The sequence below is a fragment of the Pseudomonas asplenii genome, assembly GCF_001293465.1.
GTDB classification, from domain to species: Bacteria; Pseudomonadota; Gammaproteobacteria; order Pseudomonadales; family Pseudomonadaceae; genus Aquipseudomonas; species Aquipseudomonas fuscovaginae_B.
Genome location: NZ_JSYZ01000006.1, coordinates 21,110 through 43,166, shown reverse-complemented (window position 1 = coordinate 43,166; position 22,057 = coordinate 21,110). Strand labels below are relative to the sequence as shown.

The 22,057-nt window shown below is 63.7% G+C and carries 15 protein-coding genes; 2 read left to right on the top strand and 13 right to left on the bottom strand.

Going from position 1 to position 22,057, the window contains the following annotated elements:
• The first annotated feature begins 224 nt into the window (after positions 1 to 224).
• Both pnp and PF66_RS08890 read left to right on the top strand, forming a co-directional pair.
• Positions 225 to 2,330, top strand: coding sequence for a polyribonucleotide nucleotidyltransferase (gene pnp, locus PF66_RS08895; protein ID WP_054062488.1), 2,106 nt, complete (start codon positions 225 to 227; stop codon positions 2,328 to 2,330).
• A 290-nt stretch (positions 2,331 to 2,620) separates the two neighbouring features.
• On the top strand, positions 2,621 to 2,977 hold the full coding sequence (locus PF66_RS08890) for a BON domain-containing protein (protein ID WP_054058247.1): 357 nt from the start codon (positions 2,621 to 2,623) through the stop codon (positions 2,975 to 2,977).
• 260 nt (positions 2,978 to 3,237) lie between these two features.
• On the opposite strand, the gene PF66_RS08885 is transcribed toward PF66_RS08890, so the two are convergent.
• The 13 genes from PF66_RS08885 to gluQRS all read right to left on the bottom strand — a co-directional run bounded on the left by PF66_RS08885 (position 3,238) and on the right by gluQRS (position 22,050).
• Complete coding sequence (locus PF66_RS08885; RefSeq protein ID WP_054058269.1) at positions 3,238 to 3,540, bottom strand: DUF2845 domain-containing protein; 303 nt, start codon at positions 3,538 to 3,540, stop codon at positions 3,238 to 3,240.
• Between the two features lie 2 nt (positions 3,541 to 3,542).
• A complete protein-coding gene (locus tag PF66_RS08880; RefSeq protein WP_054058246.1) occupies positions 3,543 to 6,467 on the bottom strand; it encodes a DUF748 domain-containing protein in 2,925 nt (974 codons plus the stop codon).
• 109 nt (positions 6,468 to 6,576) lie between these two features.
• On the bottom strand, positions 6,577 to 7,593 hold the full coding sequence (locus PF66_RS08875) for a class I SAM-dependent rRNA methyltransferase (protein ID WP_054058245.1): 1,017 nt from the start codon (positions 7,591 to 7,593) through the stop codon (positions 6,577 to 6,579).
• 110 nt (positions 7,594 to 7,703) lie between these two features.
• Positions 7,704 to 9,641 carry an acetate--CoA ligase gene (gene acs / locus PF66_RS08870; RefSeq protein WP_054062487.1) on the bottom strand — a complete coding sequence of 646 codons (1,938 nt, stop codon included), beginning with the start codon at positions 9,639 to 9,641 and terminating at the stop codon, positions 7,704 to 7,706.
• A 193-nt stretch (positions 9,642 to 9,834) separates the two neighbouring features.
• Positions 9,835 to 11,499 (bottom strand): glucose-6-phosphate isomerase, encoded by a 1,665-nt coding sequence (pgi, locus tag PF66_RS08865; RefSeq protein ID WP_054058243.1) that lies wholly within the window; start codon positions 11,497 to 11,499, stop codon positions 9,835 to 9,837.
• Between the two features lie 306 nt (positions 11,500 to 11,805).
• Positions 11,806 to 12,666, bottom strand: coding sequence for a pantoate--beta-alanine ligase (panC, locus tag PF66_RS08860; RefSeq protein ID WP_054058242.1), 861 nt, complete (start codon positions 12,664 to 12,666; stop codon positions 11,806 to 11,808).
• Entirely contained in the window at positions 12,663 to 13,463 is an 801-nt protein-coding gene (gene panB / locus PF66_RS08855) for a 3-methyl-2-oxobutanoate hydroxymethyltransferase (RefSeq protein ID WP_054058241.1), read from the bottom strand. The genes panC and panB overlap by 4 nt, the downstream gene beginning before the upstream one ends.
• A gap of 427 nt (positions 13,464 to 13,890) precedes the next feature.
• On the bottom strand, positions 13,891 to 14,373 hold the full coding sequence (folK, locus tag PF66_RS08850) for a 2-amino-4-hydroxy-6-hydroxymethyldihydropteridine diphosphokinase (RefSeq protein WP_054062486.1): 483 nt from the start codon (positions 14,371 to 14,373) through the stop codon (positions 13,891 to 13,893).
• Between the two features lie 4 nt (positions 14,374 to 14,377).
• On the bottom strand, positions 14,378 to 15,766 hold the full coding sequence (locus tag PF66_RS08845) for a polynucleotide adenylyltransferase PcnB (RefSeq protein ID WP_054062485.1): 1,389 nt from the start codon (positions 15,764 to 15,766) through the stop codon (positions 14,378 to 14,380).
• A 734-nt stretch (positions 15,767 to 16,500) separates the two neighbouring features.
• Entirely contained in the window at positions 16,501 to 17,937 is a 1,437-nt protein-coding gene (locus PF66_RS08840; protein WP_054058239.1) for a sigma-54-dependent transcriptional regulator, read from the bottom strand.
• 22 nt (positions 17,938 to 17,959) lie between these two features.
• Complete coding sequence (locus PF66_RS08835; RefSeq protein ID WP_162491334.1) at positions 17,960 to 20,914, bottom strand: sensor histidine kinase; 2,955 nt, start codon at positions 20,912 to 20,914, stop codon at positions 17,960 to 17,962.
• Positions 20,898 to 21,074, bottom strand: coding sequence for a hypothetical protein (locus PF66_RS32650; protein ID WP_003176118.1), 177 nt, complete (start codon positions 21,072 to 21,074; stop codon positions 20,898 to 20,900). The genes PF66_RS08835 and PF66_RS32650 overlap by 17 nt, the downstream gene beginning before the upstream one ends.
• A gap of 76 nt (positions 21,075 to 21,150) precedes the next feature.
• Positions 21,151 to 22,050 (bottom strand): tRNA glutamyl-Q(34) synthetase GluQRS, encoded by a 900-nt coding sequence (gluQRS, locus tag PF66_RS08825; protein WP_054062484.1) that lies wholly within the window; start codon positions 22,048 to 22,050, stop codon positions 21,151 to 21,153.
• Positions 22,051 to 22,057: the final 7 nt, after the last annotated feature.

The following is a 22,057-nucleotide window of genomic DNA, read 5'->3' as shown; positions in this document are numbered from 1 at the left end:
CCAGCGATCGTGCTAGAGGTTGGTTGTCTGTCCTGTGTCAGTGGGTTTCCCACGGGCATGGGGCAGGCTCCCAGCCTCAAGTTTTATCTGGAGTGCCGGATCATTACGAAAGCTGCCCCGCAGGCGGTTTTCGTAATGATCCAGAACCGGGCCGATGCCCGGTGCTGACCAAGGATTTCGCAAGAAGCCAGTTCCCCCAAGAGCCACAAAGAAGGTAGGACACCGTGAACCCGGTAATCAAAAAATTCCAGTTCGGTCAGTCGACCGTTACCCTCGAGACTGGTCGCATCGCTCGCCAGGCCTCCGGCGCAGTGCTGGTCACCGTTGACGACGACGTCAGCGTGCTGGTGACCGTTGTTGGCGCCAAGCAAGCCGATCCGGGCAAGGGCTTCTTCCCTCTGTCCGTGCACTACCAGGAAAAGACCTACGCTGCCGGCAAGATCCCTGGCGGCTTCTTCAAGCGTGAAGGCCGTCCTTCCGAGAAAGAGACCCTGACCTCGCGCCTGATCGACCGTCCGATCCGCCCGCTGTTCCCTGAAGGTTTCATGAACGAAGTGCAGGTCGTCTGCACCGTCGTCTCCACCAGCAAGAAGACCGATCCGGACATCGCGGCGATGATCGGTACCTCGGCTGCCCTGGCCATCTCCGGTATTCCGTTCGACGGCCCGATCGGCGCCGCTCGCGTGGCTTTCCACGAAAGCACCGGTTACCTGCTGAACCCGACCTACGAACAACTGAAAGCCTCGAGCCTGGACATGGTCGTGGCCGGTACCTCCGAAGCGGTACTGATGGTTGAGTCGGAAGCCAAGGAACTGACCGAAGACCAGATGCTGGGCGCCGTGCTGTTCGCCCACGACGAATTCCAGGCCGTGATCCAGGCCGTCAAGGAGCTGGCTGCCGAAGCCGCCAAGCCGGCCTGGAGCTGGGCTCCGCAAGCCGAAGCCAGCGACCTGCTGGGCGCTATCCGCGCCGAGTTCGGCGAAGCGATCTCCCAGGCCTACACCATCACCGTCAAGGCCGAGCGTTATGCACGCCTGGACGAGCTGCGCGAGCAGGTCGTGGCCAAGCTGTCGGGCGAGGAAGGCCAGCCTTCGGCCGGTGAAGTCAAGGCCGCTTTCGGCGAGATCGAATACCGCACCGTTCGCGAAAACATCGTCAACGGCAAGCCACGTATCGACGGTCGCGACAACCGCACCGTACGTCCGCTGAACATCGAAGTCGGCGTTCTGTCCAAGACCCACGGTTCGGCCCTGTTCACCCGTGGCGAAACCCAGGCCCTGGTCGTGGCCACGCTGGGTACCGCCCGTGACGCGCAACTGCTGGACACCCTGGAAGGCGAAAAGAAAGACGCCTTCATGCTGCACTACAACTTCCCACCGTTCTCGGTCGGTGAATGTGGTCGCATGGGCGGCGCTGGCCGTCGTGAAATCGGCCACGGCCGTCTGGCCCGTCGTTCGGTACAGGCCATGCTGCCAAGCGACAGCGAATTCCCGTATACCATCCGCGTGGTATCGGAAATCACCGAGTCCAACGGTTCCAGCTCGATGGCTTCGGTCTGCGGTGCTTCCCTGGCCCTGATGGACGCCGGTGTACCGATGAAGGCACCCGTGGCCGGTATCGCCATGGGCCTGGTGAAGGAAGGTGACAAGTTCGCCGTCCTGACCGACATCCTGGGTGACGAAGACCACCTGGGCGACATGGACTTCAAGGTAGCCGGTACCGCCAAGGGCGTCACCGCGCTGCAGATGGACATCAAGATCAAGGGCATCACCGAAGAAATCATGGAAATCGCCCTGGGCCAGGCCCTGGAAGCGCGCCTGAACATCCTCGGCCAGATGAACCAGGTGATCGGCCAGTCCCGTAGCGAACTGTCCGCCAACGCTCCGACCATGATCTCGATGAAGATCGACACCGACAAGATCCGTGACGTGATCGGTAAAGGTGGTGCGACCATCCGTGCGATCTGTGAAGAAACCAAGGCTTCGATCGATATCGAAGACGATGGCTCGATCAAGATCTTCGGTGAAACCAAGGAAGCGGCCGAGGCTGCTCGCCAGCGCGTCCTGAGCATCACCGCGGAAGCCGAGATCGGCAAGATCTACCTGGGCAAGGTAGAGCGTATCGTCGACTTTGGCGCGTTCGTCAACATCCTGCCGGGCAAGGACGGTCTGGTGCACATCTCGATGCTGAGCGACGCTCGCGTGGAGAAGGTCACCGACATCCTGAAGGAAGGCCAGGAAGTTGAAGTGCTGGTACTGGACGTGGACAACCGCGGCCGTATCAAGCTGTCCATCAAGGACGTCGCCGCAGCCAAGGCATCGGGCGTCTGATCGACCCCGCCATCTTGTGCTGAAAAAAGGACCCCTCGGGGTCCTTTTTTCATGGGCGAGGAAAAAGTTGGCCGGGTGACGGGCTGCTGGCAGAAAGAAGCTGCAACTTGCATGCATTCACGCGGGTCGGTCATGCAATCTGCACGATCGATGTTTTAAGCGTTTGTTTTAACTAATTGATTTTAAAGGATTTTATTTTTATTCGCGGTTGGCACAGCGCCTGCAATATCCCTGGTAACCCTGCTGCCAGGACACGGCGCAGATTTTCCAGAAGAACAGGAGTGACTCATATGAAAAAGTTCGCTATCGCTACCGCAGCTGCCACCGCTCTGACTCTGACCCTGGCCAACGCTGCCTTCGCGGCTGAACAGACTCAGGCCTCCAAGCCGATGATGCTCGCCGCCGGTGAAGTCACCAAGGCCAAGGAAGAGACCTCCGACACCTGGATCACCACCAAGGTCAAAGCCGACCTGCTGACCGAAAAAGGTATTCCAGGCAGCGACATCAAGGTTGAAACCGAGAAGGGCGTCGTTTCGCTGTCCTCGGAAACCAAGGTGACCGCCGCCCAGAAGGAAACCGCGGTGCACATCGCCAAGAACATCAAGGGCGTTAAAGGCGTTACCGCTGAAGCCCTGAAAACCGAGTAAGTACCCAGGGTTTCGCCAGAACCGGCAGTAGGGCGAAACGGATGAGTCTGTGGTCCATCCGTTGAGCCTTGAGGTTCATGCGACAGGCAACAGGGACGTAGCCATTACAGGCCCCGGCGTATTGCGTCGGGGCCTGTTCTATCTGGATTTTCAAAAGCTTCGCGGGCAAGCTCCGCAGGCGTCGCACAGCATTGCGGGCATACCCCAAACCTGTAGGAGCGGGGCTCGCCCGCGAATAGGCCCTGAAGCTCAGCCCCGGCTCAAGGGCTGCGGCTGCTGCGGATATCCACCAATTGGCCACCCTCGAAGCGCAACGACTGTTTCATGCCACCACTGGGCGTGTAGATCCATTCCTCGACCTTGACCCCGTCCCGGCGGTTGCCATGGCGTATTTCGATGTAGCCCTTGTCGATCACCGCCACTGGCGTGCCGCACTTGGTGGTGACGTCGTAGGTGCTGTCGCCGTAGCTGATCAGGCCCTTCTCGCAGCGCAGGGTGGTGGCCTGGGCCTGGCCGGCCATCGACAGGATGAGCGCCAGGCTGAAGAGGAGGGGTTTTCCCATGGTCATTCGCTATCCAAGTGCATGGGGGTGACGACGCGCCCATCGCTCTCGGCCTGGCCGATGGCGGCGTCGATGAAGTACACACGATCGTCTGCCAGCTGCCCCTTGTCCACCAGGAAGTCCTTGATGCTGCTGGCACGATCCTGGCCGAGCTTGCGCAACAGCACGGTGTTGCCGCTCCAGTTCTTGAGCACGCCGTCGCGCAGCTTGGCGGTACGCTCGTCGCGGCTCAGTTGCGCCCATTCGGCCGGTGGCTGCTGCTTGATCAGGTTGCGGTAGATGCCCTCCAGCATCGGTGCCTTCTCGTCTTCGGGCACCTGCAGTTGCGCCGCCTGGGCCGGCACCTTGTCACCGCGGCGCTGGAGCATCTTGTAGTAGGTCGCCTGGTATTCGCGCTCCAGGCGCTGTTGGGCGATCAGCATGCCGTCGCTGCTCTGGGCGCTGGTGCCTTCGATTTCCAGGCGCAGGTTGGGGCGTTCTTTCAGTGCCTCGGCCAGTTTGGTCAGCGACGACTCGGCGTCCTTGCTCAGGTCGCTGGAGCCCGGTTCGAACGATACGTTGCTCAGGTCCTGGGCATCGCCACCGGCAATCAGCCCACCGATGAATTTGAAGGGCGCTGTCGCCGCGCGCAGGATCAGGTTGCGCAGGGTCTGCCAGACGATCGGCATCACGCTGAACTGCGGGTTGTTCAAGTCGCCGGAAACCGGCAGCTCGATGGAGATCTTGCCGTCGGTGTCCTTGAGCAGGGCGATGGCCAGCTTGATCGGCAGGTCGACGGCATCCGGGCTGTCGACTTTCTCACCCAATTGCAACTGTTCGACCACCAGCTTGTTCTCGGCCTTGAGCTGACCCTTGGTGATCAGGTAGTGCAGGTCTAGGTTGAGCCGCCCCTTGCGGATGCGATAGCCGGCGAATTTGCCGGAGTAGGGGGTCAGCGTGGTCAGCTCGACACGCTTGAAGCTGGTGGCGATATCCAGGCTGGCCATCGGGTCGAAGGGGTTCAGCGCGCCCTTGATGGTCACCGGTGCGTAACGGTCGACCTTGCCCTTGACGTCGACATCCGCCGGTTTCGCCTGGCGGCTGTCGATGGTGCCGATCTGGCCGTTGAGCTGCTGGATGGCGGTGGCGAAGTTCGGCGTCAGGCTGAAGTCGGCGAAGTTGGCCGAGCCGTCATTGATGGCAATGCCGCCGATATGGATACCCAGCGGCTTGCTGTTCGACGGGGCGGCTTTGCTCGCCGATTTCTTGTCGCCGCCAGCGGGCTGAGGAATCAGCAGGTCATCGACGTTGGTGGTGCGGTCGTCGTTGATCATGAAGCGTGCGTAGGGCTGGTACAGGCTGACCTTGTCGATCGACAGGCTGTCACCGTGCTGGTAGTTCAGGCCATCGACCTGCAGTTTTTGCCATTTGACGAAGTCGCGGCTCTTGAGAGTATCGAGCGTATGCATCTGGTCGACCTGGGCCCGGCCGGTGACGCTGAAGGCCAGCGGTTCGACGCTTTTCAGGTTGACGTCGAGGTCGCTGCCGAGCATCCCGCTGCGCACCTCCAGGCGGATGAACGGCTCGACGTAGGCCTGTGCCACCCGCAGGTCGATGTCTTTGGTGTTGACCTTCAATTTTGCCCTGATGGGGCTCAGGTTGACCTCGCCGCTGGCCAGGACCTTGCCCTGCTTGCCCAGCCCGCTGTCGAGCTTGAGGGTGAAGGGCGACTGGTTGAGGCTGTCGAAGTTCTGCAGGTCCAGGTTCAGCGGGCCGACCTCGAGCGCGACCGGGGTCTTGTTCGCGCGGTCGGCCAGGTGCACGCGGTAGTCGCGCAGTTGCACGTCCTTGAGTAGCACCTGCCAAGGCTTGCTCGGCGCGGCCGGCGCCGGCGGTGGCGCATCGGCGGTGGCCGGCGGCGGTTTCTTCGCCTCGGGCTTGGCCGGCTGGCTGGCGAACAGTTTCTGCCAGTCGAGCTGGCCATCGGCTTCGCGGGCGGCCCAGGTTTCCAGCTTGGTGCTGTGGATCTTGCCCACCACCACCTGCTGCTTGGCCAGGTCGACGCTGGTTTCGCTCACGTCCAGGCGTTCCAGGCGTGCCAGCGGACGGCCGTCGGGGGCCTTGATGGCGAAGGGGGCGACGCTGACCGAGGCGTTGCTCAGCAACATCTCGGTTTCCTTGGCGAGGCTGAGCTTGTAGTCGGTGCTGAGATTCAGCAGGCCATCTTCCAGCACCAGCGGCAGGGCGTCGCGAACATAGGGCCACCAGAGTTTCATCTTGCCATCGGTGACTTTCAGCGAGCCTTCGGAGGTGATCGGCGTCAGGCTGAAGTTGCCTTTCCAGTCGATCCGCCCGCCCTCGGGGCCGGCGGCCACCAGCACCATGTCGGCGCTGTCGTCGGGCAGGGTGCTGAGGTTTTTCAGTTGCAGGTCGAGCTTGTCGTAGACGAACTCGATGGGCTCGCTGGGGCGCAGGTCCTGGAAGTGCAGGTAACCGTCATCCAGAGCGATCTTGTCGATGCGCACCGGGAACGGCTTGGCATTCGGGTCGGCCGGCGTCGGTTCGCTGGCCGGCAACTTGAACAGTTGGGCCAGGTTCAGCGTGCCGTCCTTGTTGAAGGCCACTTCGGTGTGGGGCTTGTCGAGCCGGACCTCCGCCAGGTGCAGGGCGTGGGTCCAGAGGCTGTCGATCTGCAGGTTGACGTACAGGCGCTCGAACGCCACCTGTTCCTTGCCCGGCTCACCGATGTTCAGCCCCCACAGCGTGACTTCCAGGCTGAACGGGTTGAGTTCCAGGCGTTGGAGCTTGGCAGGCACCGTGGCGTAGTTTGCCAGTTGCTGGTTGGCGATGCGCAGCACCACGCCCGGCAGGATGAAAAAGCCCAGCACGGTGTACAGCGCGAGGACGGTCAGCAAGGCGCCCAGGGCGCGTTTCAATCCTTTGGACATGTGATGCGTCGTCTTTCTCAGTCGGAGGTGCCTTGGAGTATGGCACGCGTTTATGGTTGCGAAGCAATCCCCTTTTTTCTTCGCAACCCCCGGTTTTCTGGCGTCATTTCTAGAGCTGCAGGACCAGTGTCTTCAGCGGTGGCTGACCGTCCATGGAAGGAAAGTCCTCGGCGGGCTTGAGCACCTGCCAGTCGCGGACCGGGCGGCCGGCCTTTTGCGCACAGCGCAGCACCTGTTCGCGCCAGTCGTCCAGGCCGACCTTCGCCAGATTGTTGCAGCAGATCAGCACGCCATCGTCGGCGGTGGCCAGCAGTGCGGGCTTGAGCAGGCTCTGGTAGTCGCGCAGCAGATCGACGGTGCCGAAGGCACTCTTGGCCCAGGCGGGTGGGTCGAGCAGCACCAGGTCGTACTGGCGTTGTTCCAGACGCGGATAGCTGGGCAACTTCTGACCCCGGCGCTGGGCAATCGGCAGCCCGGCCAGTTGGCGGATGGCCGGGAAATAGTCGGATTGCACGAACTGCATGGCCGGCAGTTCGGGATTGAGCTGGCCGTTCTCGCGGCCCACCGCCAGGTTGCCCTCGGCGAAATCGAGGTTGCAGATTTCCCGCGCCCCACCGGCCGCCGCACTCAGGCCGACGCCGCAGGTGTAGGCGAACAGGTTGAGCACGCTTTTGCCGCGGCTGTGCCGCTTGACCCAGCCCCGGGCATTGCGCAGGTCGAGGAACAGCAGCGGGTCTTGCCCGGCGTGGCGGCCACGGACCCGGTAGTTGAGGCCCCACTCGTGGCCGACCAGGTCGGCCAGGGCACTGTCCTCGGCGCGGTAGACCGGGTCTTCCCGGTCGATCCGCGAATGGCCACGGGAGCGGTCGTTGTAGACCAGCAGGGTCTCCAGTCCCAGGGCCCGGTTGACGGCCTCGTGCGCGGTCAGCAGCGACTCGCGGTCCAGCGTCTGGTGGAAACTCTGCACCATCAGTTGCGGGCCGTAACGGTCGATGGTCAGGCCGCCGGCGCCTTCCTGGCTGCCATGGAACAGCCGGTAGCAGTCGGTGCCCTGGGCATGCAGTTCGGCCAGCAGGTCCTGGCGTTGGTCGAGGGCGGCGCGCAGCGCCTGGTTCAAGGAAGACATGGAGCGCGCCTTGGGTCGGAATTGGCGGGCGATTCTACCAGCCTTTTGCTGGGCGATCCTTCCCGTCGCCCCCGTCATACGGGGGCTGGGAGTGGTTTTTGTTACGAGGCTCAGCGGTTCAGGCGTTGAGCGGTCAGGTTCTCGACCACACTCGGATCGGCCAGGGTCGAGGTATCGCCCAGGCTGTCCAGTTCGTTGCCGGCGATCTTGCGCAGAATGCGCCGCATGATCTTGCCCGAGCGGGTCTTCGGCAACGCTGGCGCCCACTGGATCAGGTCCGGCTTGGCAAAGCTGCCGATTTCCTGGCTGACATGGGCCAGCAGGGCCTTCTTCAGGTCGTCGTCCGCCTCGACACCCTTCATGGGCGTGACGAAGGCATAGATGCCCTGACCCTTGAGGTCATGGGGATAACCGACCACGGCGGCCTCGGCGATGCTTTCATGCAGGACCAGGGCGCTCTCCACCTCGGCGGTGCCGATGCGGTGCCCGGAGACGTTGATCACGTCGTCGATCCGCCCGGTGATCCAGTAATGACCGTCCTCGTCGCGGCGCGCGCCGTCGCCGGTGAAGTAGTAGCCGGGGTAGGGCTTGAAGTAGGTGTCGACCATACGCTGCGGATCGCCGTAGACGCTGCGGATCTGCCCGGGCCAACTGGACTTGATGGCCAGCACGCCGCTGCCGGCACTGCAGATCTCCTGACCCTGTTCATCCAGCAGCACCGGCTGCACGCCGAACATCGGCTGGGTGGCGCAGCCGGGCTTGAGCTGCCGGGAGCCGATCAGCGGGGTGAGCATGATGCCGCCGGTCTCGGTCTGCCACCAGGTATCGACGATGGGGCAGCGTTGCTCGCCCACCACATTGAAGTACCACTCCCAGGCCTCGGGGTTGATCGGTTCGCCGACGCTGCCGAGCAGCCGCAGGCTGGCCCGCGAGGTCCGTTTCAGCGGCTCGGCGCCCTCGCGCATCAGCGCCCGGATGGCGGTCGGGGCGGTATAGAAGATGTTCACCTGGTGCTTGTCGACCACCTGCCAGAAGCGTGAGCTGTCGGGGTAGTTCGGCACGCCTTCGTAGATCAGGCTGGTGGCGCCGTTCGCCAGCGGGCCATAGACGATGTAGCTATGGCCGGTGACCCAGCCGACATCGGCGGTGCACCAGAAAACCTCGCCCTGGCGGTAGTCGAAGACATGCTTGAAAGTCATCGCCGCCTGCAGCAGGTAGCCGCCGGTGGTGTGCAGCACGCCCTTGGGTTTGCCGGTGCTGCCGGAGGTGTAGAGGATGAACAGCGGGTCTTCGGCGTCCATCGGCTCGGGCGGGCAGTCGTCGCTGGCCCCGTGCACGGCCTCGTGGTACCAGAGGTCGCGGCCTTCGAGCCAGGGCACGGGGCTCTGGGTGCGCTGCACCACCAGCACGCTGCCGACTTCGGGACAACTGCGCAACGCCTTGTCGACGTTCTCCTTGAGCGGGATGTACTTGCCGCCGCGCACGCCTTCGTCGGCGGTGATCACGGTCTGGCAGCCGGCATCGAGGATGCGGTCACGCAGGGCGTCGGGCGAGAAGCCGCCGAACACTACCGAATGGATTGCGCCGATCCGCGTGCAGGCGAGCATCGCATAGACCGCCTCGGGAATCATCGGCATGTAGATGCACACCCGATCGCCTTTCTTCACGCCACGCTGTTTCAGCACGTTGGCCAGCCGGCAGACGTGATGATGCAGCTTGCGATAGGTGATCTGTGCCGACTCGGCCGGATTGTCGCCTTCCCAGAGCAGCGCGGTGCTGTCGCCGTGCGCGGCGAGGTGGCGATCGATGCAGTTGTAGCTGACGTTCAGTTGGGCGCCACCGAACCATTGCGCCTGGCCGGTGCGCAGGTCGTATTGGCGGACCGTGTCCCAGGGCCTGGACCAGTCGAGAAAGCGCCTGGCCTGCTCGGCCCAGAAGGTGTCGGGGTGGTCGATGGATTGCCGGTAGAGCCGCTGGTAGTCGTCCTGGCTCAGTTGTGCGGCCTGGCGGGTGGCTTCGGCCTGGGGGTATGTGCTGATATCGAACATGGCGATTCCTTGTTCTTGTCTGCGACAAGCCTAAGGGTGCGCCCAGTTGGCGAAAAAAGACAGGCCCGTGGTGGGCCTGTCTTCTGTAGGGGCCTCTCTCGGCCCCCTTTAGGAGCCGGGCTTGCCCGCGAATGGGCCGGCAAACCCTACCCCAGACCCCGGGACCTTTCCCGCCGGGAGAGAGCGCCCGGAATCAACCGCGATGACGACCGCGGAAGTAGTTGATCAACCCCTGGGTCGAGGCGTCTTCGGCAGCGGACTCTTCGGTGCCGGTCAGGCGGTTGTAGACGCCCTTGCCCAGCTCCTTGCCCAGCTCCACGCCCCACTGGTCGAAGGCGTTGATACCCCAGATCACGCTCTGCACGAAAACCTTGTGCTCGTACATTGCGACCAGGGCGCCCAGGCGGCGCGGGCTGATGCGTTCGACCACCAGGGTGTTGCTCGGACGGTTGCCCGGAATCACCTTGTGCGGCGCCAGTTTCTGCACGTCGGCCTCGCTCAGGCCTTTCTCACGCAGCTCGGCTTCGGCCTCGGCGCGGGTCTTGCCGAGCATCAGCGCCTGGCTCTGCGACAGGCAGTTGGCGTACAGCCACTGGTGGTGGTCGGCGACCGGGTTGAAGCTGACGATCGGCACGATGAAGTCGGCCGGGATCAGTTGGGTGCCCTGGTGCAGCAACTGGTGGTAGGCGTGCTGGCCGTTGCAGCCGACGCCGCCCCAGATCACCGGGCCGGTGTCGGTCGAAACCGGCGTACCGTCCTGGCGTACGCTCTTGCCGTTGGATTCCATGTCCAACTGCTGCAGGTGCTTGGTGATGTTTCGCAGGTAGTGGTCGTACGGCAGGATCGCATGGCTCTGCGCACCCCAGAAGTTGCCGTACCAGACGCCCAGCAGGGCCAGCAGCACCGGCATGTTCTGTTCGAACGGCGCGTTCTGGAAGTGCTGGTCCATGGTGTAGGCACCGGACAGCAGTTCCTTGAAGTTCGACATGCCGATGGCCAGGGCGATCGGCAGACCGATGGCCGACCACAGCGAGTAGCGGCCGCCGACCCAGTCCCACATCGGGAAGATGTTCTCTTCGCGGATACCGAAGGCCACGGCGGCGGCATTGTTGCTCGACACCGCGATGAAGTGCTTGTACAGCTCGGCCTCGGAACCGCCCTGGGCCAGGTACCAGGAACGGGCGGCCTGGGCGTTCTTCAGGGTTTCGAGGGTGTTGAAGGATTTCGACGAGACGATGAACAGGGTGGTCTCGGCGCGAATCTTCGCCGACAGTTCGTGGAACTCGCTGCCGTCGATGTTCGCCAGGTAGTGGCAGCGCACGCCCTTGTGGGTGTAGGACAGCAGGGCTTCGGAAACCAGCTCCGGGCCGAGGAACGAGCCACCGATACCGATGTTCACCACGTCGGTGATCGGCTTCTCGCTGTAGCCGCGCCACAGGCCGTCGTGAATGCGCCCGACCAGTTCGGTGATCTGGTTCAGCACCTTGTGCACGTCGGGCATCACGTTGACGCCGTTGACCAGCAGCTTGTCGCCGACCGGCCGGCGCAGGGCGGTGTGCAGTGCCGGGCGGGCCTCGGAGGAGTTGACCGGCTCGCCGGCGAACAGTGCCTTGATCGCGCCTTGCAGGTCGACTTCGTTGGCCAGGCCGACCAGCAGGTTGCGGGTCTCGCTGGTGATCAGGTTCTTGGAGTAGTCGAGAAACAACCCGCAGCTGCTGAGCGTGAATTGGTTGAAGCGCTGCGGATCGGCATTAAAGGCTTCGCGCATGCTGAAGTTGTGCATGTTTTCGCGGTGTTGATTCAGCGCCTGCCAGGCGGGCAGAGCGGTCACGTCGTGAGGAGTGCGGTAGTACGCCATCGCTGCGGATTTCCTTTTACGAGAACTGCCTTTTGGACATGTGGCTTTTTTGGACACCAGAAACGCCGGAACGTCCTGCTTTTATCGGTGGCAGTGTCCGGCAACCTGCGTCGGCACGGTTGGGGAGACGCAGCGCGATTACAGTAAACCTCGCGCTGGCGTCTGTCTTGGCTTTGTCTGACCTTTTCCCGGTACTTTTTCGCACTCCCCGGGTTTTCCGGTGGGTGGGCGAACAGTTCCGAGGTCGTATGGAAGTCCAGGTGCGGCGGCAGTTTGCCCGAAGCCTGGGGCTCGGGCAATCGCTGCTCAGGCCGGGGTGTCGAGGTTCAGGTGCAGGTTGTCGATCAGGCGGGTGGTACCGAGGAACGCCGCAACCAGAATCACCAGGTCGCGATCCTGTGCGGTGGCGGTGCGCAGGTTCAGGGCGTGGCGGATTTCCAGGTAGTCCACCCGAAAACCGGCGGCCTCGATCAGCCGGGTCTGCTCGGCGAGCAGCTTCGGATAATCGCGCTCGCCCTGCTCGATGGCCGTGGCGATCTGGCTCAGGCTGCGATACAGGGCCGGGGCGGTGGCACGCTCCGTTTCACTGAGGAAACCGTTGCGCGAGGACAGCGCCAGGCCATCGGCGGCACGCACCGTCGGCTCGCCGATGATCTGGATCGGCATGTTCAGGTCGTGGACCAGCGCGCGAATCACCGCCAGTTGCTGGAAGTCCTTCTGGCCGAACACGGCCAGATCCGGCTGGACCATGTTGAACAGCTTGCTGACCACGGTCGCCACGCCTTCGAAGTGCCCGGGGCGGCTGGCGCCGCACAGGCCTTGGGACAATTGCGGGACGCTGACCCGGGTCTGGCCGGCCATGCCGTCGGGGTACATCTCTTCCACCGTTGGCGCGAACAGCAGGTGGCAGCCGGCTTCCAGCAGTTTTTCCTGGTCGGCGGCGAGGGTGCGCGGGTACTTGTCGAGGTCTTCGTTGGCGCCGAACTGCAGCGGGTTGACGAAGATGCTCGCCACCACGAAGTCCACCCGTTGTGCGGCCTTGGTCACCAGCGCGGCGTGGCCGGCGTGCAGGTTGCCCATGGTCGGCACGAAGCCGATGCGTTTGCCTTCGCTGCGGGCGCGCGCGACGGCGGCCCGCAGTTCACGGACGGTCTTTACTGTGTTCATGCCGAAAACCCGTGTTCGGTTCCAGGGAAGGTGACTGCCTTGACTTCGCTCACGTAGGCGCCGATGGCGGCCTGGATGCTGGTCTGGCCGGCCATGAAGTTCTTGACGAACTTGGGCACGCGGCCGCTGATGGAAAGGCCGAGCATATCGTGCAGCACCAGCACCTGGCCGTCGGTCGCACTGCCGGCACCGATGCCGATGACCGGTACCTTGACCGCCTGGGTGATTTCCGCGGCGAGGTCGCTCGGTACGCATTCGAGCAGGATCATCGCGGCGCCGGCCTGTTCCAGGGCAATGGCGTCGGCGCGCATCTGTCGCGCCTGGGCTTCGCCGCGGCCCTGGACCTTGTAGCCGCCGAAGATGTTCACCGACTGCGGGGTCAGCCCCATGTGCGCACACACCGGCACACCGCGCTCGGCCAGCAGGCGAATGGACTCGGCCAGCCAGGCGGCGCCCTCGACCTTGACCATGTTGGCGCCGGCCTGCATCAGTTGGGCACTGTTGTGCAGGGTCTGTTCGACGGTGGCGTAGGCCATGAACGGCAGGTCGGCGACGATGAAGGCGCCCTGGTTGCCGCGCTTGACGCTGGCGGTGTGGTAGGCGACTTCGGCCACCGTCACTGGCAGTGTGCTGTCATGCCCTTGGGAAACCATGCCCAGCGAATCGCCAATCAGCAGCACCTCTACGCCGGCTTCACAGCTGGCATGGGCGAAGGTGGCGTCATAGCAGGTCAGCATGGTGATTTTCTCACCTTTCTGCTTGAGGCCTTGCAAGGTGGTCAGGGTAATGTCTGGCATGAAAAAGTCCTCTTCAGGCGCCGTGCAAATTACTGCGAGTAACGCGCGTGATTCGTCATTTATACAGGCGCACGTTCTTCTGTCGTGCTTATAAAGCCTGGATTGCGCCCTTTAACGCCGCAGGGGCGGCAATGGGACGCCTATAGTCGTGAGGAGGACTGGGGAAGTCAATCGTGTGTGTTACCGCGATGTTACGGCACAAGTGTTACCGCTCTGACTGATGCGATTCAGCAGTGTTGCCGAAAAAAAAACGCAACCCTGTGTTGATGAAATTCGGGGTGCTGGTTGAAACGCGGCCTGTAGGAGCCGGGCTTGCCCGCGAAGGCCCCTCGCTGGCGCCGCCTATGCCTGGGCAGGCTGCGAACATCTCGGCGGATGGCCGCCCTTGGCGGTTCGCGGGCAAGCCCGGCTACTACAGGGAGGGGGATTACTGGGCCAGGCGCTCCAGGCCGACGAACGGGCATTCGGCGAGCAGGTTCTGCAGGCTGCGGCCATCGGCCAGTTGCAGGTCGGCCGGAGCCAGTTCCGCCAACGGATACAGCACGAACGGGCGCGCCTGCATGTGGTAGTGCGGGACTTTCAGCCGCGGTTCGTCGATCAGGCGGTCACCGAACAGCAGGATGTCCAGGTCCAGCGTGCGCGGGCCCCAGCGCTCGTGGCGCTCGCGGCCCTGGTCGAGTTCGATGCGCTGCAGGGCGTCGAGCAGGTCCAGGGGCGCCAGGCGGCTGTCGAGGGCCGCGACCGCGTTGGTGTAGCGCGGTTGGCCGGGAAGCAGCGAGTCGCTCTGGTAGAACGCGGAAACGCCGGCCAGTTCGCTGTCCGGCAGTTGGGCCAGGGCCTGTACCGCGTTGCGCAATTGCTCCGCCGGGTCCGCCAGGTTGCTGCCCAGGCCGATGTAGATGCGTTCCATCACGTCACTCTTCCGAACCGGCGGTGCGCTTGCGTTTGCCGGCGCTGCTGCGCCGCCGCTTGCGGGGCGCACCGCTGCTCTCTTCCTTGCCGCTGAGGTCGCGGATCATGTCGCGGCGGCCGGCATCGGTGGCGTCCTGATAGTCGGTCCACCAGTCGCCCAGGCCATCGGTCTGCTCGCCGGCGGTTTCGCGCAGCAGCAGGAAGTCGTAGCCGGCGCGGAAGCGCGGGTTGTCCAGCAACTGGTCGGCGCGCTTGCCGCTGCGACGTGGCAGGCGTTCCTGCATGTCCCAGATCTCGCGGATCGGCAGGGTGAACCGCTTGGGGATCGCAATGCGCTGGCACTGTTCGCTGATCAGTTCGTGGGCGGCTTCCTGCATCGCCGGAATCGGCGGCATGCCGCGTGATTGCAGGCGCAGCACCCGCGCCGGCAGGGCCGGCCACAGCAGCGCGGCGAACAGGAACGCCGGGGTCACCGGCTTGTTCTGCTTGATGCGCAGGTCGGTGTTGATCAGCGCCTGGCTGATCAGTGTGTGGGTGTAGGTCGGATTGTTTTCCAGCGCCTCGAAACTGGCCGGGAACAGGGGCTCGAACAGGTTCAGGTCGACCAGCATCTCGAAGGTGTCGGCGGCATGGCCGGAGAGGAACAGCTTGAGTACCTCCTCGAACAGCCGCGCCGACGGGATCTCGCGCAGCAGCGGCGCCAGGTCGCGGATCGGGGTGACGGTATGGCGTTCGATGCCGAAGTCGAGCTTGGCGGCGAAACGTACGGCCCGCAGCATCCGTACCGGGTCTTCCTGGTAGCGGCGGATCGGGTCGCCGATCAGGCGGATCAGTCGGTTGCGGATATCGTGCACGCCATTGGCGTAGTCGAGGATGCGCTCGCTGACCGGGTCGTAGTACAGGGCATTGATCGTGAAGTCACGGCGCTGGGCGTCGTCTTCGAGGGTGCCGTAGACGTTGTCGCGCAGGATGCGCCCGCTTTCGTTGCGGGAGGACTGGTTGCTGTCTTCCTCGTCTTCATCCTGCGGATGGTTGGCGCGGAAGGTCGCGACCTCGATGATTTCCCGGCCGAAATGAATGTGCACCAGCTTGAACCGGCGTCCGATGATACGGGCGTTGCGAAACTCGGCACGGATCTGTTCCGGCGTGGCGCTGGTGGCGACGTCGAAGTCCTTGGGCGTGATACCCAGCAGCATGTCGCGCACGCATCCGCCGACCAGGTAGGCCTGGTAGCCGGCGTTCTGCAGGCGTTCGACGATATTCACCGCATACCGGCTGAATTGGGCCTTTTGCAGCGAATGCTGGCTGCTGTTGAGCACTTCAGGGGTACTGCGCTTGTGTTGCGTTCGACGCAAGGGAGAACGGAATGACTGGAACAGCTTCTTCAGCATGGGATGCACTGTTTGAAGGAATATTCGGCGAGCACGGATAATGGCCGCATGATGGGCGGGGATTCTAGCATTTAGTCGAGGGATGGTGTAGGACGCTGCGGGACGAGAGCCCAAGGTGGCTTGAGGCCTTGTGGCGCGGGGCTGAAACAGGGGCGGGAAGGATGTTGCGGAAACTACAAGGGGAGCTCGAGGCTCCCCCAGAAGTAGTTGTGTGCTCTTTTTATTATGGTCGCGGGCTTCTTGTTTTTGTGATTGCCCTGTGTCGCAGGTCTTCTTGCCTGTGACATCTCCCAATCGGGAGATAAGAGCAAACGGATTGTTTTGGTCGCTGTGTTGTGGTGATCCGTGGATCCAACCAGTTCAGGCTCTGCGTCAAGTGCAGTTTTTGTTGTTCTCGGCCTGGTCGTGGGGCAAGCCCCAAATACAACGCCTCTCCAAAAGAATCAGTTAGCTGCGCCTCCGCCGTGTTGTTTTTGTTATGCGTGAGTCGATTCGTCTTATTTTTATTGTCTTGTACGTTGCTTGTTATTGTTCTTGTGTCAGACATATAGCAGGTGCCGTGCCAACTTTTGCAAACCCCAGCAAAACCGGGGGTTTCGAGGGTTTTCCAGTTTTTCATGGCCGAAAAAAAGCCGGGCTTTCGTTACCGATAGACCCGGCTTTTGTTACGTGAAAAATCTGAGGTAACAGTTTTTTCACAGAGGAGGGTGTTACCTGTGGGGCTGGCTCCCCACTCAGCTTTCGCTGGTCGCTCCGGTTTTACGCCGTGGAATGCCCAGGCGCTGGCGGCGCTCCCACAGGCACTTGCGGCTGACCCCGAGCTTGCGCGCCAACTCGGTCTCGGTCATGTGGTCCTGGTGCTCGAGGACGAAGTGCTGGAAGTAGTCTTCCAGCGACAGGTCCTCGGTCGGCTCATGACTGGTATTGGCCGGGTTGCTCGGCGCCGGCGTGAGACCGATGAATTCCTCTTCCTCCAGGTCGCCCAGCTCGATGTCGATGCCCAGCAGGTCGGCGGAGATTTCCGGGTTCTCGCAGAGGATCACCGCGCGCTCGACCGCGTTCTCCAGTTCCCGGACGTTACCCGGCCAGGAATAGTGGCGGATGGCCTGTTCGGCGTCCGCGGCGAACTTGAGGTCGTTGCGGCCGATCCGCGCGCTCTGGCGGGCGAGGAAGGCGTTGGCGATCTCGTTGACGTCTGCACCGCGTTCGCGCAGGGCCGGCAACTTCAGTGCAATCACGTGCAGGCGGTAATACAGGTCTTCGCGGAACTGGCCGATCTTGGCCAGGCTCTTGAGGTCGCGGTGGGTCGCGGCGATCAGGCGCACATCGACCTTCTGCGACTGCACCGAGCCGACCCGGCGGATCTCGCCTTCCTGCAGTACGCGCAACAGGCGGGCCTGGGCCTCCAGTGGCAATTCGCCGATCTCGTCGAGGAACAGCGTGCCGCCGTCGGCAGCCTCTACCAGGCCGGCGCGACCGGCGCTGGCACCGGTGAATGCGCCTTTCTCGTGGCCGAACAGCTCGGACTCGATCAGGGTTTCCGGAATGGCCGCGCAGTTGACCGAGATCATCGGCGCCTTGGCCCGCTTGGACAGGTTGTGCAGGGCGCGGGCCACCAGCTCCTTGCCGGTGCCCGACTCGCCCTGGATCAGCACGTTGGAGTCGGTGGGCGCGACCTTGCGGATCTTGCCGTAGAGATCCTGCATTGGCGGGCAGGAGCCGATGATGCCGATCTCGCCGTTGCTGTTGCCGCCCAGGGATTTCTCCGCCGCGCCGCCACTCTTGGGCGCACTGCGCTCGGCGGGGGCGGCCTGGCCGTTCTGGCGATCACGCAGGATGCGCGCGACGGCCTGCAACATTTCGTCGTGGTCGAACGGCTTGGCGATGTAGTCCACCGCGCCCATCTTCATCGAATCGACGGCCGAGCGCAGGCTGGCGTAGCTGGTCATGATCAGTACCGGGGTGCCCTGGCCGAGCTTGATCAGTTCGGTGCCCGGTGCGCCGGGCAGGCGCAGGTCGCTGACGATCAGGTCGAACGAGGGGATGCTGAAGCGTTCCTGGGCTTCCTGTACCGAGCCGGCCTCGCTGACCTGGTACTGATTGCGCTCCAGCAGGCGGCGCAGCGCGGAGCGGATGATGGTTTCGTCTTCGACGATCAAAATGTGCGGCATTGATTCGGTTCTCTCGACGGTCTCAGTTCACAGCGGACGTCGCTTCGACATGACGGGGCAGGGTTATCCGTATACGGGTGCCACGTTGGCTTTCGGTGTCAGCCGGGCTGTCGATGGTGATTTGTCCATAATGCTCTTCAACGATGGAATAGACCAGTGCAAGGCCCAGTCCGGTACCTTCGCCAGGATCCTTGGTGGTGAAGAAGGGTTCGAACAATCGGTCCATGATGTTCTTCGGAATACCGCTGCCTTCATCTTCGACGATCAGATCGACGGTATGTTCGAAGGCCTCGCTCTTGACCCGTACCGCGCTGCCGGCGGGCGACGCGTCACGGGCGTTGGACAGCAGGTTGATCAGCACCTGCGCCAGGCGCTGCGGGTCGCCCTCGACATAATGGTCCGGGTCGCAGAGGTTGAAGAACTGTACTTCGAAATTGCGCCGGTTCAGGGCCAGCAGACCAATGGCATCCTGCGCGACCTCGGCCAGGCACACCGCTTCGTCGTTGTGCTGGTGGCTGCCGGCATGGGCGAAGCTCATCAGCGACTGGACGATGCGCGATACGCGCTTGGTCTGTTCGAGGATCTGCCCGCTGATTTCGGTGATCTCGCCATCTTCCTCGCGCTCCTCGCGCAGGTTCTGCGCCAGGCAGGCGATACCGGTGATCGGGTTGCCGATTTCATGGGCGACCCCGGCCGCCAGGCGGCCGATGCTCGCCAGGCGCTCGGAGTGCACCAGTTTGTCCTCGAGCATCTGCGTTTCGGTCAGGTCCTCGACCAGCAGCACCAGCCCGCTGTTGCCGGGGGCCAGCGGTTCGTCGATCGCCGCCTTGTGCAGGTTCAGCCAGCGGGTCTGGCCGTCAAGGGCCAGGCGCTGCTTGTGCAGGTGTTCGTCCGGCAGGTCGATAAAACCTTGTAACAATTCTCGCCAGGGCTCACCCAGGGTCGGCAGACGCGAGCCGACCACCCGTTGCGCGGCGACGCCGGTCAGTTCTTCCATGGCCCTGTTCCACATCAGGATTTCCTGGTCCTTGGCCAGCGAGCAGACGCCCATCGGCAGTTCCTGCAGGGTCTGGCGGTGGTAGCGGCGCAGGGCATCGAGTTCGGCGGCGAGGCCGGTCAGGCGCGAGTGGTAATCCTCGAGGCGGCTCTCGATGAAGTGGATATCCTCGGTCACGTAGCTTTCGCCGCCGGCCTTGTAGGGCAGGAAGGTCTCGACCATGTCCTGGGCCACGCTCGGCCCCATCAGGCCGGAGAGGTTGGCCTCGATGCGGTCGCGCAGGCGGCGCAGGGCGTAGGGGCGGCGTTCGTCGAAGGGCAGGTAGAGATCACGCAGGGCCTGCTCGACTTCCTTCTGCGCAGCCTTGGCCCCCAGCGGCTTGGCCAGTTGCGTGGCGAATTCCTGGGGCGAGGCGGCATGCAGTTCGCGGCGTTGCGGGCGGCGGACGTTGTCGACCGCGCAGGCCTCGGCGGCACTGGCTTCCTCGGCGCTGGCGTTGCTGAACAGGGAGACCAGGGTGAACATCAGCACGTTGGCCGCCAGCGAGGCAATGGCCGCCATATGCCAACTGGTGTCGTCCAGCACGTAGATCATGTTCAGTAATGGAATATAGAAACCCTGCAGATTGCCGATCAACGGCAACATCATGGTCACCACCCACACCAGCACCCCGGCCAGCAGGCCGGCGATGAAGCCGCGGCGATTGGCGGTCGGCCAGTACAGCACCGAGAGCACGCCGGGCAGGAACTGCAGGGTGGCGACGAAGGCGACGATGCCCAGGTTGGCCAGGTCCTGCTCGGCGCCCAGCAGCAGGTAGAAGCCGTAGCCGGCCATGATGATCGCGACGATCAGGGCACGGCGGGTCCACTTCAGCCAGCGGTAGATATTGCCTTCGGCCGGTGGCTGGTAGAGCGGCAGCACCAGGTGGTTGAGGGCCATGCCGGAGAGGGCCAGGGTGGTGACGATGATCAGCCCGGTGGCCGCCGAGAGTCCGCCGACATAGGCCAGCAGGGCCAGGGCCGGGTTGTTGGCGGCGATGCCGATGCCGAGGGTGAAGTATTCCGGGTTGGTGGTGGCGCCGAGCTTCAGGCCGGCCCAGAGAATCAGCGGCACCGCCAGGCTCATCAGCAGCAGGAACAGCGGCAGGCCCCAACTGGCGCTGACCAGCGAGCGCGGGTTGAGGTTCTCGGTGAAGGCCATGTGATACATGTGCGGCATGACGATGGCCGAGGCGAAGAACACCAGCAGCAGGGTGCGCCAGGGGCCTTCCTGCAGCGGCGTGTGCAGGGCGGCGAGGGCGGTCTGGTTCTGCAGCAGCCACAGCTCCAGTTGCTGCGGGCCGTCGAATACGCCATAGAGGGCGTAGAGGCCGACCCCGCCGATGGCCACCAGCTTGATCACCGACTCGAAGGCGATCGCGAACACCAGGCCCTGGTGTTTTTCCCGGGTGGCGATGTGCCGCGAGCCGAAGAAGATGGTGAACAGCGTGACCAGTGCGCAGAAGCTCAGGGCCACGCGGTGCTGCACCGGCTCGCGGGTGAGGATGCCGATGGAGTCGGCCACCGCCTGGATCTGCAGGGCCAGCAGCGGCAAGACGCCGACCAGCATGAACACTGTGGTCAGCGCCCCGGCCCAGGTGCTGCGAAAGCGAAAGGCAAACAGGTCGGCCAGCGAGGACAACTGGTAGGTGCGGGTAATCTTCAGGATCGGGTAGAGCAGCACCGGCGCCAGCAGGAACGCGCCGGAGACGCCGAGGTAGCTGGAGAGGAAGCCGTAGCCGTACTGGTAGGCCAAGCCCACCGTGCCATAGAACGCCCAGGCGCTGGCGTAGACGCCCAGCGACAGGGTGTAGGTCAGCGGGTGGCGAATGATCGAGCGCGGGATCACACCCCGTTCACTGATCCAGGCCACGCCGAACAGCGCCAGCAGGTACGCGGCGCTGACCAGCAACATCTGGGTCAGGCTAAAGCTCATCGGCATCTTTTTGGCTCTGCAGGATGAAGGTCACGACGATCAGGATCAGCCAGAGCAGGTAAGGCCGATACCAGGCGCCTGTCGCGTCGATCCACCAATCCATGATCGCTGGCGAGAACAGGTAGATCCCGACGACCAGGAGCAGGACCAAACGATAGATGTACATCCTGGCCTCTCTTTTTTGTGACGTGCCCGAAAACGTGCGGCGATGGTAACGGATGGGCGCCAACCTGCAAGGGGCGTCAGTGCAATTGCGCCTCGGCCAGGGTCGCGACCCTGGGAATCAGTGTGGCATCCCAATGGCCAATTCCCCAGTCGAGCACTTCCCGCGGGGTGGCCTGTTGCAGTTCGGCCGGTGGTTGCTGGCCCAGGGTGCGCAGGGCACGCAGCAGCAAGGGGGTGGCCTGGTCGCCGGTCAGCGGCGGTGAACGGTAGGACTTGCCGAGCTTGTTGCCATTGGGCTGGATGATCAGTGGCACATGCAGGTAGCGCGGTTGCGGCAACCCGAGCAGTTCCTGCAGGTAGAGCTGGCGCGGCGTCGAGTCGAGCAGGTCGGCACCGCGCACGATATCGGTGACACCCTGCCAGGCGTCGTCGAGGACCACCGCCAGTTGGTAGGCGTAGAGGCCGTCGCGGCGGCGGATCACGAAGTCGCCGGCCTCGCGGCCCAGGTGCTGGCGGAACTCGCCCTGGACCCGGTCCTGGAAGCTGTAGCCGAGTTCCGGGACCCGCAGGCGGATGGCGGCGTTCTCGCGGGCATGGCCGAGGTTGCGGCACAGGCCCGGGTAGATGCCGTGGTAGGCCTCCAGTTCCTTGCGCGAGCAGGTGCAGGCGTAGGCCAGGCCCTGGCTGAACAGGCGTTCGAGCACCTGGGCGTAGGCGTCATGGCGCTCGCTCTGGCGGATCAGTTCGCCGTCCCACTCGAAACCGTAGCGCTCCAGGGCGTCGAGAATCGCCGCCTGGGCACCGGGCTCTTCCCGCGGAGGGTCGAGGTCTTCCATGCGCAGCAGCCAGCGGCCGCCGACCGCGCGGGCGTCCAGGTAGGAGGCCAGCGCCGCGACCAGCGAGCCGAAGTGCAGGTGCCCACTGGGCGTCGGGGCGAAGCGCCCGATGTAGGCGGGAGAAGCGGTAAGGGCAGTCATGACGGGC

Bases quoted from the DNA above. Each gene is read 5' to 3' on its own strand.
- PF66_RS08875 (WP_054058245.1), bottom strand. From the start codon at position 7,593: ATGTCTTCCTTGAACCAGGCGCTGCGCGCCGCCCTCGACCAACGCCAG.
- pgi (WP_054058243.1), bottom strand. From the start codon at position 11,499: ATGGCGTACTACCGCACTCCTCACGACGTGACCGCTCTGCCCGCCTGG.
- PF66_RS08885 (WP_054058269.1), bottom strand. From the start codon at position 3,540: ATGGGAAAACCCCTCCTCTTCAGCCTGGCGCTCATCCTGTCGATGGCC.
- PF66_RS08890 (WP_054058247.1), top strand. From the start codon at position 2,621: ATGAAAAAGTTCGCTATCGCTACCGCAGCTGCCACCGCTCTGACTCTG.
- PF66_RS32650 (WP_003176118.1), bottom strand. From the start codon at position 21,074: ATGTACATCTATCGTTTGGTCCTGCTCCTGGTCGTCGGGATCTACCTG.
- PF66_RS08835 (WP_162491334.1), bottom strand. From the start codon at position 20,914: ATGCCGATGAGCTTTAGCCTGACCCAGATGTTGCTGGTCAGCGCCGCG.
- PF66_RS08845 (WP_054062485.1), bottom strand. From the start codon at position 15,766: ATGCTGAAGAAGCTGTTCCAGTCATTCCGTTCTCCCTTGCGTCGAACG.
- gluQRS (WP_054062484.1), bottom strand. From the start codon at position 22,050: ATGACTGCCCTTACCGCTTCTCCCGCCTACATCGGGCGCTTCGCCCCG.
- PF66_RS08880 (WP_054058246.1), bottom strand. From the start codon at position 6,467: ATGTCCAAAGGATTGAAACGCGCCCTGGGCGCCTTGCTGACCGTCCTC.
- panC (WP_054058242.1), bottom strand. From the start codon at position 12,666: ATGAACACAGTAAAGACCGTCCGTGAACTGCGGGCCGCCGTCGCGCGC.
- folK (WP_054062486.1), bottom strand. From the start codon at position 14,373: ATGGAACGCATCTACATCGGCCTGGGCAGCAACCTGGCGGACCCGGCG.
- acs (WP_054062487.1), bottom strand. From the start codon at position 9,641: ATGTTCGATATCAGCACATACCCCCAGGCCGAAGCCACCCGCCAGGCC.
- PF66_RS08840 (WP_054058239.1), bottom strand. From the start codon at position 17,937: ATGCCGCACATTTTGATCGTCGAAGACGAAACCATCATCCGCTCCGCG.
- panB (WP_054058241.1), bottom strand. From the start codon at position 13,463: ATGCCAGACATTACCCTGACCACCTTGCAAGGCCTCAAGCAGAAAGGT.